The following is a 13,367-nucleotide window of genomic DNA, read 5'->3' as shown; positions in this document are numbered from 1 at the left end:
TAGGACTTTTCGAAAAGGGAGCAGAGCGCTCATGCATGGACTACTGAAAACGCTTTTCGTTCCGCAAGGTCTCAAGGCCTTCGGACTTGCCGTTCTTGTGACCATTGCCGCTATATCCGCTCCGCAACCTGCATCCGCCCTTGTCGAGATCGACATCACGCAAGGCAATATCGAGCCATTGCCCATCGCGCTCCCCTCGTTTTCGGCTGAAGGCGGCGACGGCAAACTTGCCGCCGACATGACGTCCGTGATCGCGGCAGACCTGAAGCGCTCCGGTCTTTTCAATCCGCTGGATCCGGCAAGCTTCATCCAGAAGAACATGAGTGTGAATTCCACGCCGCGCTTTGGCGACTGGCGCCAGATCAGCGCGCAGGCCCTGGTGACGGGGACGGTTACGAAACAGCCGGACGGACGCCTGCGTGCCGAATTCCGGCTCTGGGACGTCTTTGCCCAGGAGCAGATGCTCGGCCAGCAATTTTATACGACGCCGGAAAACTGGCGCCGGCTCGCCCATATCATCTCAGACGCGATCTATGAGCGCCTCACAGGTGAGAAGGGTTACTTCGACACGCGCATCGTCTTTGTCGACGAGACCGGCACGAAGGACAAACGGGTCAAACGCCTGGCAATCATGGACCAGGACGGCGCGAATGTGCGCTATCTCACGCGCGGCGATGACCTTGTGCTGACGCCCCGGTTCTCGCCGACCAGCCAGGAAATCACATACATGTCCTACGGCGGTACGGACCCGAGCGTCTATCTGCTGAATATCGAAACCGGCCAGCGCGAGATTGTAGGGAATTTTCCCGGCATGACCTTCGCGCCGCGCTTTTCTCCCGATGGCCAGAGCGTCGTCATGAGCCTGCAGCAGGGCGGCAACGCGAATATCTTCAAGATGGATTTGCGGTCGCGGAGTACAACGCGTCTGACCAATGGTGCTGCAATCGATACCAGCCCGTCCTTTTCTCCGGACGGCCGCCAGATCGTTTTCGAATCCGACAGGGGCGGCAGTCAGCAGCTCTATGTCATGAGCGCCAATGGCGGGGAAGCGCGGCGCATTTCGTTTGGTCCAGGCCGCTATTCGACGCCGGTCTGGTCGCCTCGCGGAGATTTGATCGCATTTACCAAGCAGCACCAGGGACGGTTCATGATCGGTGTCATGAAGCCGGACGGCAAAGGCGAGCGCATTCTGACCGAAGGGTATCACAATGAGGGGCCGGCATGGTCGCCGAACGGCAGAGTTCTGGTGTTCTTCCGCGATACACCAGGTGCAAACGGCGGCCCGCAGGTATGGACCGTGGATCTTACCGGATACAACGAGCAGCGGGTGGACACCCCGGCATTTGCGTCGGACCCGTCCTGGTCGCCGCTCATCAACTGAATCGGACCCGGCTGCTCCGCCGGTCGCGGACGCCGGTCATGTCCTGTTAACCAAGTTTGAAAAGACCGCCTTAACCAGGTTTGGCTACAAAGCATTTACCTAAAACCAGGCGAAGCGGATGTCAGGTTGACGGGCTGGGGATGTAGGAGACGGGAATGTTGAAAAAAGAATTTGCCGGGCAGGGGGCACGATGGATCGTCGTCTGTTTTGCGCTCTTGTTCGCGGCGGCATGTGCCCAGACAAAGCCGGATGGGCTTTCCAGTAACGTGAAGCCGGGCACGGGCCAGGATTTTGTCGTCAATGTCGGTGACCGAGTGTTCTTTGAAGAGGATCAGTCGGTTCTGAACTCTCAAGGGCAGACGACCCTCGCCGGACAGGCCAAATGGCTCAACCGGTATTCGCAATACACGATCACGGTTGAAGGGCACGCCGACGAACGCGGGACGCGCCAGTACAACATCGCACTCGGAGCAAGGCGGGCGCAGGCCGCGAGGGACTACCTGGTTTCACAGGGTGTAAGTGCATCGCGGGTCAAGACGATTTCCTATGGCAAGGAACGTCCCGTGGCCGTGTGTAACGATAGCAGCTGCTGGTCGCAGAACAGACGTGCCGTCACGGTGCTGAACAACGCGACCAACTGATTTTCGGACATCTTCTGCCGAAAGCTGAACCAGGCCGGGGTTTCCCCGGCCTTCTTGCATTTTGGATCCAAATTCAAGCTTTCTTCCGGCTGGAACGTCAATCGTCAAAATTTAGCCGAAGTCCGGGCGCTCTGTGCCCTTGAGTGCAGAGCCGGGCATGTCTAAGACTTTTATGTGCAAAGGCAGTATTGCAAGAGTGCGTATTGCCCCATTTGGGCGCGTTCCAAGTCAATGCGTTACTGGATCTGTGAACCGGAGGACTGAATGCAGACATACAAGGCACTTGCGGGAATTTTTCTGGCGTTTGTTCTGATCGCCACTGCGAGCCCTTCCGAAGCCCAGTTGTTCGGGCGGAAAAAAGACGATTCCTCGGTTAGGATCGGCCAGCTGGAAGAACGGATCCGGACACTGACCGGGCAGATCGAACAGTTGTCGTTCCAATTGCGTGAGATGCAGGACCAGATGCGCCGCATGCAGGAGGACAACGAGTATCGTTTCCAGCAGCTTGAAGGCGGCACGCCGGGCAAGAGGTCGGACTTGACGCCAGGAGGCGTTCCTGGAAGCACTGCGCCGGGGCTTGAGGCGGATGGAACGCCGCGCGGAGGCACGCTCTCTCTGCCAAGCGGCGGCACGGCAACGATCCCGGCAGACGGTTCCGGCGATGGCACGTGGGCGCAATCGGGCGGATACGAACAAGGAAACGCCCCATCAGGGCTGCCGTCCGATGGTCCGATCAATCTGGGGGACCTGGCGAGAGGGCTGCAAACCCTTCCTGGGACCGGGCAGGACATTGCCCCGGATCCCGGGTTGGCAACCGATGACGATGCGATTGCGGGCATCATTGGCAGCGGTGACCCGCGTAGCGACTACGATCAGGCCTATTCGCTCGCCGTCAACGGGGATTATGCGGGGGCGGAGCGCGGGTTCCGCAACTTCATCGAATCCTATCCGGACAGCGACCTGACCGCGAACGCCCAGTACTGGCTCGGCGAGAGCCTGCTCGCACAACAGAACTACCGCGGGGCAGCCGATGCGTTCCTGAAGACCTATACGGATCATCCGGGCAATGCAAAAAGCCCCGACAGCCTTCTCAAACTCGGTGTGTCGCTGCGGGGCCTCGGAGAAGCCGATGCAGCCTGCGCGACATTCTCAGAACTTTTGAACAAATTTCCCAATGCAGCACCGGCGGTGTTGTCACAAGCACGGGATGAACGTCTGCGTGCACAGTGTTCCTGACAAACCGGCTGAGCCCCAGGGGCTTTCCGCCGACGAAGTCGATACGCTCTTTTCTTGCCTGACGCCGTTTTCAAATCTGGCGCTCGGCGTTTCCGGCGGCGCGGATTCCCTTTGTCTTCTCGTTCTATTCAGTGAATGGCGTCTCAGAACGTCCTGGCCCGGACATGCGGAGGTTCTCGTCGTTGATCACGGCTTGAGAGCCGAAAGTGCCGAAGAGGCACGGTTTGTGTCCGGAACCGCAAGCACGCACGGGCTTTGCGCACACGTTTTGACCTGGCACGGCGAAAAACCCCTTAGAAACATCCAGGAAGCGGCCCGAAGCGCACGGTACCGCCTGATTGCCGACCACATGAAAAGCTCGGGAGCACAGGCGCTGCTGTTAGGCCATCATCTGGATGATCAGGCCGAAACGTTTCTGGACAGGCTTACGCGCGGCAGCGGTGTTTCGGGATTGAGCGCCATGTCCGGTGACGAGGCCGACGGTCCGGCCGGACTGCGTTTGTTGCGACCGCTGCTGGGAACGCCCAAGAAGCGACTGGAAGCCTGTTTGCACGCTCGGAGACTCACCTGGTGTGCAGACCCTTCAAATCACGACAGCAAATACAAGCGAAGCCGCTTGAGACGTATCTTGAACCTCCTCGAACAGGAGGGCCTTTCAGCGGAAAAGCTGGCAGCGACCGCCGGGCATATCAGGCGGTCTCGCCTGGCGCTCGAAGACACGATCGTCGAATTCGGTTCCAGGCACCTGGAACTCCACCCGGCCGGGCCGGCAAGACTGAGGCGGGTGGCCTATACCAGATTGCCTGAAGATCTGCGGTTGCGGTTTTTGAAGGAACTTGCGGGCATCGTCACAGGGAAGCGCCTGCGGCCCCGGATTTTGAAATTGCAAGCTCTGGACGCTGCCCTGAAACACCAAGACACGGTTCATCAAACGCTTTCCGGTGCGGTCTTCGAAGCTGACGATACGTTTTTGTGGTGCTGGCGCGAGCCGGGCCGCGTCCCGCCCGAAACCTTGACCGGTATTTCGGGTGACGGTGTCTGGGATGATCGCTACCGGTTCGGACCTGTTGCAGAAGGCAACACTGCTCCGGAAGTTGAGAGGTTGAACCTCGGACCGCTTATGAACGCCCCGAAAAACGCGCAGGAGATTGACTGGCCCAAGGGATGGCCCAAAGCCGCGTTCGACTGTGCGCCAGTTGTTTGGTCGGAGGATGGGCGGATTTTCGACCAATCTGTCTCAGTTAAATCAAAACTGGACAAAAATAACCATAGATCCACCTTCAGTTTGGAGAGATTGCCTATCCGGGGTAGATTGTCAGGCAGTTGGGAGTGCGATGGGGACGATTGCAGCGAAATCTAGAGTTTTCCTCGTCTCAATCTTCTGATAGAGGTCCCGGCTTAACAAATTAGTTAGCGCATATGCGCAATATGGCGCACCGCCTTGGCAGCGGGCCTCGGGCGACCTATCTACGCTCAAAGGAAATGTAACCGCGTGCAGTTAAGTCGCGTCGGGCGGTTAAGGGAACGAAATGAACGCACATTTTCGCAACTTTGCTCTTTGGGTGATCATCGCCCTTCTTCTGATCGCATTGTTTCAGCTGTTTCAAAGCCCTGCACAACAGGGTGCGACCAACGACATTGCCTACTCTGATTTCATGAGACAGGTGGACAATGGCGAAGTCAGGTCAGTGACCATACAGGAACAGAAGATCACCGGTCTCTACAACAGCGGTGGCGCTTTCCAGACATATGCGCCGGACGGCGCGCAGTATGTCGATGAGCTCCGCGGCAAGGATGTGCTGATCAAAGCCAATCCGCCGGCTGAGAACTCGCCGCTTCTCGGAGCGCTGTTCTCCTGGCTGCCGATGCTGATTATCCTGGGTATCTGGATCTTCGTGATGCGTCAGATGCAGGGTTCCGGCGGCAAGGCCATGGGTTTCGGCAAATCCAAGGCGAAACTGCTGACCGAGGCGCATGGCCGTGTGACGTTTGAAGACGTTGCCGGGATCGACGAAGCCAAGGAAGACCTTCAGGAAATCGTTGAATTCCTGCGTGACCCGCAGAAGTTCCAGCGCCTGGGTGGCCGTATTCCGCGCGGCGTGCTGCTGGTGGGCCCTCCGGGCACCGGTAAAACGCTGACTGCACGTGCGGTTGCCGGCGAAGCGAACGTCCCGTTCTTCACGATTTCAGGCTCGGACTTTGTCGAGATGTTCGTAGGTGTCGGTGCCTCCCGTGTCCGTGACATGTTCGAGCAGGCCAAGAAAAATGCGCCGTGCATCATCTTCATCGATGAAATCGACGCGGTTGGCCGTCATCGTGGCGCCGGCCTCGGCGGCGGAAACGATGAACGCGAGCAGACCCTCAACCAGCTGCTCGTCGAGATGGACGGCTTTGAGCCGAACGAAGGCATCATCATCATCGCGGCAACCAACCGTCCGGACGTTCTCGATCCGGCCCTGCTACGTCCCGGCCGTTTCGACCGGCAGATTGTCGTGCCGAACCCGGACATCACCGGCCGCGAGAAGATCCTCAAGGTGCATATGCGCAAGGTTCCCCTGGCGCCGGATGTCGACGTCAGAACGCTGGCGCGCGGAACGCCCGGCTTCTCGGGTGCGGATCTGATGAACCTCGTCAACGAGGCCGCTCTCCTTGCAGCCCGACGGTCCAAGCGCCTCGTCACAATGTCCGAGTTCGAAGACGCCAAGGACAAGGTGATGATGGGTGCCGAACGCCGCACGCTTGTGATGACGGAAGAGGAAAAGAAACTCACCGCCTACCACGAAGCCGGTCATGCGCTGGTAGCATTGCATCAGGAAGCCTCGGACCCGATCCACAAGGCGACCATTATTCCGCGCGGCCGTGCGCTGGGCATGGTGATGCGCCTGCCGGAAAAAGACCAGGTGTCGCTCACACGCGCCAAGTGCAAGGCCGATCTTGCCGTTGCGATGGGCGGGCGTGTCGCTGAAGAAATGATCTTCGGCTACGAAAAGGTCACCTCCGGTGCTTCCGGCGATATCCAGATGGCGACAAAACTTGCAAGGGCCATGGCGACCCAGTTCGGCATGTCCGACAAGCTTGGGCCGCTGCTCTACGGCGAGAACCAGGAAGAAGTGTTCCTCGGTCACTCCGTTGCCAAGAACCAGAATGTGGCCGACGAAACTCAGAAGATCGTTGATGCGGAAATCAAGTCCTTCGTCAATCAGGGCTACGAGACCGCAAACAAGATCCTGCGCGATCACGAAGATCAGCTTCACACGATTGCCAAGGGTCTCCTCGAATACGAAACGCTTTCCGGGGACGAGATCAAGGATCTTTTGGACGGCAAGCCTCCGGTTCGCGATACGGATGACGATCAACCTATCGGGCGCTCTTCGGCGGTTCCGACCGCGGGGGCAAAGCGCGGCGGGGATGAGCCGAGCGGCGGTATGGAGCCTCAGCCACAGTCCTGATTGGGTTTTGGTACAGGAAAAAATTGAAAAGCCCGGCATTGCCGGGCTTTTTTCTTGCAATGACGGTTGTGGATCGTCAGTGAATAGTAATATTTGCTCACATATTTTGAACGTCACTTCATGTCGTTTGCGCTAAAAGAGCGCAGCACAACAGTTTAGACAGGCACTTTTAGATGCGTAAGTTTTTCGGCACCGACGGCATTCGCGGCAAAGCCAATCTCTATCCCATGACTGCTGAGATGGCGCTGAAAGTGGGTATGGCAGCCGGGCTCGTGTTCAAGAACGGAGGCCATCGCCATCGTGTCGTGATCGGCAAGGACACACGTTTGTCCGGCTACATGCTCGAAACAGCGCTTGTCGCAGGCTTTACCTCCGTGGGGATGGATGTCTTTCTGCTGGGGCCGATGCCGACGCCGGCAGTTGCCATGTTGACCAGATCGCTCAGAACCGACCTCGGGGTGATGATCTCAGCGTCCCACAATGCCTATCATGACAACGGCATCAAGTTCTTCGGCCCTGACGGTTTCAAGCTCAGCGACGAGATCGAACGGCGTATTGAAGAGCTGATTGAAGGAGATCTGACGTCGAGGCTTGCCAATGCCGGTGATCTTGGCAGGGCAAAACGCATCGACGGGGCGCAGCAACGGTATATCGAATTCGCGAAACGTACCTTGCCGCGCGAAATGAGCCTCGAAGGGTTGCGCGTCGTGATCGACTGCGCGAACGGTGCAGCCTACAAGGTGGCGCCCGAGGCGCTGTGGGAGCTGGGTGCCGATGTGATTTCCATGGGCGTGACGCCGGACGGTTACAACATCAACAAGGAATGCGGTTCGACGTCAACGGACGCATTGTCCAGAAAAGTGCATGAAGTCCGGGCGGATATCGGCATTGCCCTCGACGGCGACGCGGACCGGGTGATCATCGTTGATGAAAACGGTATGGAAGTCGATGGCGATCAGCTGATGGCCGTTGTTGCGCAATCGTGGCATGCCAGCGACCGTCTGTCGGGCTCCGGCATTGTGGCGACGGTCATGTCTAACCTGGGTCTTGAGCGCTATCTTGGAAGCATCGGTCTTGACCTTGCCCGTACCAAGGTCGGCGACAGATATGTCGTCGAGCACATGCGCGCCAACGGTTTCAATGTCGGGGGTGAGCAGTCCGGCCACATCGTTCTTTCCGATTTCGCGACGACAGGTGACGGCTTGATCGCGGCCCTTCAGGTTCTCGCCTGCGTCAAGGACCAGGACAGGCCCGTATCCGAAGTGTGCCGCCGTTTCGAGCCGGTTCCGCAGATCCTCAAGAACGTGCGTTACAGCGGCGGAGAGCCGTTGAAACAAAATCAGGTCATGTCTGCAATCGAGGACGGGGAAGCACGCCTGGGCACTTCCGGACGCTTGGTCATTCGCGCCTCCGGCACGGAACCTCTCATTCGTGTCATGGCCGAAGGGGACGACGCGGACCTGGTCAAACAGGTCGTGAATGACATCGCCGGGGTTGTTGCGTCGGTCGCAGCCTGATCAGACTTTTTCCGTAGAAAAGACAAGCTGAATTCGTTCCGTAAGGTGCGGATTTGCATCAGCTTGGCATGTTCTTTTCGCGTTAAGGATCTCTTAAGGTAAAAAAACACGGTTAAAGAACAGAGTTAAGCCACCTTTAATGAATTCCCGTCAATATGCTTTCAAGTTTGATGTGTCCGGCACTCGAAAACGCGGACGCTCACTGGAAGAGGACGAGGACATGAACACATTTTTCAAGCGTTTGTCTTTGACCGGCTTTGCAGTCGCGCTTTCATCCGCTGGCTTTGCAGCGGATTTGCCGGCTCCGGTCATTGAACACATCCCCGAGGTGCCGGCCGTCGGCGGTTTTTATCTTCGCGGTGACATTGGTTACAAGATCTACGGTGATCCGACCGGGTCCTTCCAGGAGCCAGGTGCCACCGACTTGCGGTTCGATGGCGAAAGCATGGACAATGCATGGATGATCGGTGTCGGTGTTGGTTACCAGTTCAATCAGTACCTGCGCGCCGACATTACGCTCGACTATGAAACGCCGGCCGAAGCATTTGGTTATGCGGATTGCGGAACCTGTACGAACCTGCAGTCTGAAGAATTTGCTGACATCGATGTCTGGACCACAATGGTGAACGCCTACATCGATATTGGAACCTGGAACCGGATTACGCCGTATGTGGGCGCCGGTATCGGTGCAGCCTATGTCCGCACGGATAACGCTGCATCCATCAACCCGGGTCAGGCGGACGGTGTCTACCGTGGCACGAACGGGGAATGGAACTTTGCATGGGCGCTGATGGCAGGTGCCGAATATGCGGTCAACAACAACTTCTCCATTGATGCTGGGTACCGCTACAAGGATCTCGGCGACGCGAAAACCGTGCTTTACGACAATGTTCGTACTGGGCAGGGCCGGGTTCACTGGGAAGACCTCACCGCTCACGAGTTCCGGCTGGGTGCCAGGTACACCTTCAATTCCGGATTTGCTTCGCCGGCCCCGGTAATCTACCAGCCGCAAGGACCGATCAGCAGCAACTTCTAATCTGATCAGCACATATTGAAAAAAGGCCGGTCCGTAAAACCGGCCTTTTTGCATTTGAAGCGGAATTGAATTGACCGGAGCAGCCGAAAGTCATATCCCCATAGGTGGGCCACCCCTCCCCAACGAGGGGCAACTATCTGCGAGGGTAGACAGATATGACGTCACTCACTGCCATGCCGGACGTGCGTCCGGCCAATCCCAATTTTTCATCCGGACCCTGTTCCAAGCGCCCAGGCTGGTCGCTTGACGGTCTTTCAGGTGCGCCGCTCGGCCGCTCGCACCGCGCCAAGCCCGGCAAGTCGAAGCTTGCCGAGGCAATCGATCTGACTCGCAAGGTTCTAAACGTTCCCGAAGATTATCGGATCGGCATCGTGCCCGCATCCGATACGGGTGCCGTGGAAATGGCCCTTTGGTCGCTTCTGGGCGCACGCGGCGTCGATATGCTTGCATGGGAAAGTTTTGGCAAAGGCTGGGTCACCGATGTTGTGAAGCAGCTGAAACTCGATAATGCCCGGGTTCTCGACGCGCCATACGGTGCACTCCCGGATTTGTCCGCCGTCGACTTTACAAGCGATGTCGTCTTCACCTGGAACGGGACAACCTCCGGCGTGCGCGTTCCGAACGGCGACTGGATTCCGGCGAACCGCGAAGGGCTAACCATCTGCGATGCGACGTCGGCCGCCTTTGCGCAGGAACTGCCGTTCGACAAGCTCGATGTCGTAACCTTCTCATGGCAGAAAGTTCTTGGTGGCGAGGCCGCCCACGGTGTCCTGATCCTAAGCCCGCGCGCGGTTGAACGTCTCGAAAGCTACACGCCTTTATGGCCGCTGCCGAAAATCTTCCGGCTCACGAAGAGCGGTAAGTTGATTGAGGGAATTTTCCGGGGTGAAACAATCAACACGCCGTCAATGCTGTGTGTTGAGGATTATTTAGACGCGTTGAAATGGGCAGATCGGGTTGGTGGTCTCGACGGACTGCGCGCCCGTGCGGATGCCAATCTGCAGGTCCTTGCCGACTGGGTCGACCGCAGCAGCTGGACAGGATTTCTGGCCATCGATCCGCAGACACGCTCCAACACCTCCGTTTGTCTGAAGGTCACTGACCAGGACGTACTGGCTCTTGACGACAAGGCACAGGCCGCATTCGCCAAAGCCATTGCGGCGCGCCTCGATCAGGAAGGTGTGGCTTATGATATCGGCGCTTACCGCGATGCGCCGTCGGGGTTGCGAATCTGGGCAGGTGCAACGGTCGAAACGTCCGACCTTAAAGCGTTGACGGCCTGGCTGGACTGGGCCTACGCCATCGAAAAAGCGAACCTTGCTCAGGCCGCCTGAGCAGTTTCTCCTCCCGCGACATTCCCCCGGGCGGCGCACTGCCCGGACCTTATCTGCTTTTAAGGAGAAGCTGACATGGCTCCCAAGGTACTCATTTCCGACAAGCTGTCTCCCGCTGCCGTCCAGATCTTCAAGGATCGCGGGATTGAGGCGGATTTTCTGCCTGAAGTTGGCAAAGACAAGGACAAGCTTCTTGAAATCATCGGCCAGTATGACGGGCTGGCGATCCGTTCCGCAACAAAGGTTACGGAAAAGATCATTGCGGCGGCAGACAATCTGAAAGTTGTCGGCCGTGCCGGTATCGGTGTCGATAACGTCGACATTCCGAAAGCGACCGCGCGCGGTATCATCGTTATGAATACGCCCTTCGGCAACGCGATCACGACAGCAGAACATGCCATCTCGATGATGATGGCCGTTGCCCGGCAAATTCCGGCCGCTGACGCCTCCACGCAATCCGGCAAGTGGGAGAAATCCCGTTTCATGGGCCGCGAATTGACCGGCAAGACGCTTGGTCTGGTCGGGTGCGGCAATATCGGCTCCATCGTCGCAGACCGGGCGATCGGCCTGAAGATGCGGGTTCTTGCCTATGATCCGTTCCTGACGCCGGAGCGCGCGCTCGGTCTCGGAGTGGAAAAGGTTGAGTTGGACGATCTTTTTGGCCGCTCGGATTTCATCACGCTCCATACGCCGCTCACCGACAAGACCCGCAATATCATCAATGCGGGTTCAATCGCGAAGATGAGAACCGGCGCTTATCTGGTCAATTGCGCCAGAGGCGGTCTGGCCGATGAGGCGGCTGTGCGGGCTGCTCTCGACTCGGGAAAACTTGCAGGCGCGGCTTTTGACGTGTTCGTCGAAGAACCTGCAAAGGACAACGTCTTGTTCGGCGCCCCGAATTTCGTTTCCACGCCGCATCTGGGTGCGTCCACGTCAGAAGCCCAGGAAAACGTTGCCCTGCAGGTTGCTGAGCAAATGTGCGACTATCTGCTCGAAGGTGCTGTTCGCAACGCGCTCAACATGCCGTCGATCACCGCTGAAGAAGCGCCCAAGCTCGCACCGTTCGTCCGGCTGGCGGAACAGCTTGGTTCCTTTGCAGGGCAACTTACGGAAACCGGTATCGAGGGCGTCAAGATCGAATATGCCGGCGCGGTTGCGGAGATGAATGTCCAGGCCCTGACGGCCGCTGCGATCACCGGCCTGCTGACGCCATTGCTCCAGACAGTCAACATGGTTTCCGCGCCGATCCTGGCAAAGGAGCGAGGCATCAAGGTGGAGGAAATCCGCCGCGAGAAACAGGGCGCTTATGAAACCTACATCCGTCTGACGGTCATCACGGAACGTCAGGAACGCTCTGTTGCCGGAACCGTCTTTGCCGACGGGAAGCCGCGGATCATCCAGGTGAAGGGCATCAACATGGAGGCCGAGCTGGGCGAGCATATGCTTTACATCACCAACGAGGACAAGCCCGGTTTCATCGGACACCTGGGAATGGAACTCGGCGACAGCGGCGTCAATATCGCAACGTTTAACCTGGGCCGTCTGGCACCGGGAGCCGATGCGATATGCCTTGTTGAAATTGATGGTGAGGTGGAGTCTGGGACGATGCAGCGGCTTGAAGCCGTTTCGCATGTCAAGCAGGTGAAGGCACTGAAGTTCTAGGCCGGAATGCGACGCTTTGGATCGCAATGTTCAAGCAGCGCGGATGAGTTGGAGATGTGCCTTCAAGGCGTCCGCGCAACCTAGGCCGCGCGCATTCCCTTGCGCCGCAGAACGCGCCCGTCCAACACGACCAGTCCAATGAGCAGAATCCCGAATCCGCCAAGCTGCAACGCGCTGAGATTTTCACCCAGGATCAGCCAGCCGAACAAAAGCGCGCTTGCCGGCACAATCAGCGTAACCAGTGAGGCGTTGGTCGCACCCGCCTCTCCCAGCAGCTGGAAATAGATCAGGTAGGCAAGCGCCGTCGCTACAATCCCGAGCGCGGCGACATTCATCCAGGCTGTCATGCTGGTTTCGGAAAAAGACCAACTGGTTCCCGTGTAGATCGCGATCGGTAGCATGATCAGGCTTGAGCCCAAGAGCTGCCCTGTGGCTGCGACCTGGGGCCGAACGTCTTTGAAGCGCCTGGCATAGGTTGCTGCAAAGGCATAGGAAACAGCGGCCCCAAGGCAACACATTTGGGCCCACAAAGGATCGTTGGCGAGCCCGGAAAGGCTGCTGGACAACATGATCGCCACGCCGGCGACACCCAAAAGAACGCCGGCGATCTTGTTGGCACTCAAGGTCTCCTGTTTTGCAAGCAATCCGGCAACGATCACCGTGAACACAGGTGTCGTAGCATTCAGGATGGACGCCAGACCGGCACCGAGTTCAGTCTGTCCGAGAAACAGCAGGGAAAATGGAATTGCATTGTTCAAGAGCCCCATAATGAGGAACGGAACTGCGAGAGAAAGGTCAAGTCTGTCGAGCAATTTCTGATGCCAGAGCACAATTAGCAGGACAGCGCAGGCGCTCGATACACGAAAGAAAACCAGCACAAAGGGTGGAATCTCTGCGACGGCAACCTTGGCGAACAGGAAGGACCCGCCCCAGATTGCGCCCAATACGATCAGCATTATCCAATTCCGGAGAGGCATGGCCTTGTCCCGCGTCTAGAGCGACTAGACACCGGTTATCACGCCCGATCTCTGGTAAACACCCGAAAAACGAGCGAGAACAGGATTAGTCCCTTGCGCTCGATCTCCAGTTCGGCAAACTGGGCTGACGACTC

The 13,367-nt window shown here is 57.9% G+C and carries 10 protein-coding genes; 9 read left to right on the top strand and 1 reads right to left on the bottom strand.

Translation table 11 applies throughout. The features are described from left to right. Positions 1-31 precede the first annotated feature (31 nt). The 9 genes from tolB (at position 32) to serA (ending at position 12,256) form a co-directional block, all read left to right on the top strand. Complete coding sequence (gene tolB / locus Q0915_RS27810) at positions 32-1,381, top strand: Tol-Pal system beta propeller repeat protein TolB (RefSeq protein WP_299483175.1); 1,350 nt, start codon at positions 32-34, stop codon at positions 1,379-1,381. Between the two features lie 155 nt (positions 1,382-1,536). Further along, positions 1,537-2,022, top strand: coding sequence for a peptidoglycan-associated lipoprotein Pal (gene pal / locus Q0915_RS27805; protein ID WP_299483178.1), 486 nt, complete (start codon positions 1,537-1,539; stop codon positions 2,020-2,022). Positions 2,023-2,286: 264 nt separating this feature from the next. Then, a complete protein-coding gene (gene ybgF, locus Q0915_RS27800) occupies positions 2,287-3,258 on the top strand; it encodes a tol-pal system protein YbgF (RefSeq protein WP_299483181.1) in 972 nt (323 codons plus the stop codon). Continuing rightward, the gene (gene tilS / locus Q0915_RS27795; RefSeq protein ID WP_299483185.1) at positions 3,242-4,618 is read left to right on the top strand and encodes a tRNA lysidine(34) synthetase TilS; all 1,377 of its coding nucleotides are present in this window, start codon (positions 3,242-3,244) and stop codon (positions 4,616-4,618) included. Before ybgF ends, tilS begins: the two co-directional genes overlap by 17 nt. 169 nt (positions 4,619-4,787) lie before the next feature. Further along, complete coding sequence (ftsH, locus tag Q0915_RS27790; RefSeq protein ID WP_299483189.1) at positions 4,788-6,707, top strand: ATP-dependent zinc metalloprotease FtsH; 1,920 nt, start codon at positions 4,788-4,790, stop codon at positions 6,705-6,707. A 173-nt stretch (positions 6,708-6,880) separates the two neighbouring features. Next, a complete protein-coding gene (gene glmM, locus Q0915_RS27785) occupies positions 6,881-8,224 on the top strand; it encodes a phosphoglucosamine mutase (RefSeq protein ID WP_299483191.1) in 1,344 nt (447 codons plus the stop codon). A 220-nt stretch (positions 8,225-8,444) separates the two neighbouring features. Next, entirely contained in the window at positions 8,445-9,260 is an 816-nt protein-coding gene (locus Q0915_RS27780; protein ID WP_299483194.1) for an outer membrane protein, read from the top strand. 155 nt (positions 9,261-9,415) lie between these two features. Next, on the top strand, positions 9,416-10,594 hold the full coding sequence (locus Q0915_RS27775; protein ID WP_299483197.1) for a phosphoserine transaminase: 1,179 nt from the start codon (positions 9,416-9,418) through the stop codon (positions 10,592-10,594). A gap of 75 nt (positions 10,595-10,669) precedes the next feature. Continuing rightward, positions 10,670-12,256 carry a phosphoglycerate dehydrogenase gene (gene serA / locus Q0915_RS27770; protein ID WP_299483200.1) on the top strand — a complete coding sequence of 529 codons (1,587 nt, stop codon included), beginning with the start codon at positions 10,670-10,672 and terminating at the stop codon, positions 12,254-12,256. A gap of 80 nt (positions 12,257-12,336) precedes the next feature. On the opposite strand, the gene Q0915_RS27765 is transcribed toward serA, so the two are convergent. Beyond that, positions 12,337-13,212: a DMT family transporter gene (locus Q0915_RS27765; protein ID WP_299483203.1), complete on the bottom strand. Its 876-nt coding sequence runs from the start codon at positions 13,210-13,212 to the stop codon at positions 12,337-12,339. Positions 13,213-13,367: the final 155 nt, after the last annotated feature.

It is taken from the genome of uncultured Roseibium sp., assembly GCF_947494555.1.
In the GTDB taxonomy this organism is placed as follows: Bacteria; Pseudomonadota; Alphaproteobacteria; order Rhizobiales; family Stappiaceae; genus Roseibium.
Note: the sequence above shows the minus strand (reverse complement) of the source record. Positions and strands in the feature narration are given on the sequence as shown.

Coding starts and splice junctions, on each gene's coding strand:
- tolB (WP_299483175.1), top strand. CDS start 32: ATGCATGGACTACTGAAAACGCTTTTCGTTCCGCAAGGTCTCAAGGCC.
- pal (WP_299483178.1), top strand. CDS start 1,537: ATGTTGAAAAAAGAATTTGCCGGGCAGGGGGCACGATGGATCGTCGTC.
- ybgF (WP_299483181.1), top strand. CDS start 2,287: ATGCAGACATACAAGGCACTTGCGGGAATTTTTCTGGCGTTTGTTCTG.
- ftsH (WP_299483189.1), top strand. CDS start 4,788: ATGAACGCACATTTTCGCAACTTTGCTCTTTGGGTGATCATCGCCCTT.
- glmM (WP_299483191.1), top strand. CDS start 6,881: ATGCGTAAGTTTTTCGGCACCGACGGCATTCGCGGCAAAGCCAATCTC.
- Q0915_RS27780 (WP_299483194.1), top strand. CDS start 8,445: ATGAACACATTTTTCAAGCGTTTGTCTTTGACCGGCTTTGCAGTCGCG.
- Q0915_RS27775 (WP_299483197.1), top strand. CDS start 9,416: ATGACGTCACTCACTGCCATGCCGGACGTGCGTCCGGCCAATCCCAAT.
- serA (WP_299483200.1), top strand. CDS start 10,670: ATGGCTCCCAAGGTACTCATTTCCGACAAGCTGTCTCCCGCTGCCGTC.
- Q0915_RS27765 (WP_299483203.1), bottom strand. CDS start 13,212: ATGCTGATCGTATTGGGCGCAATCTGGGGCGGGTCCTTCCTGTTCGCC.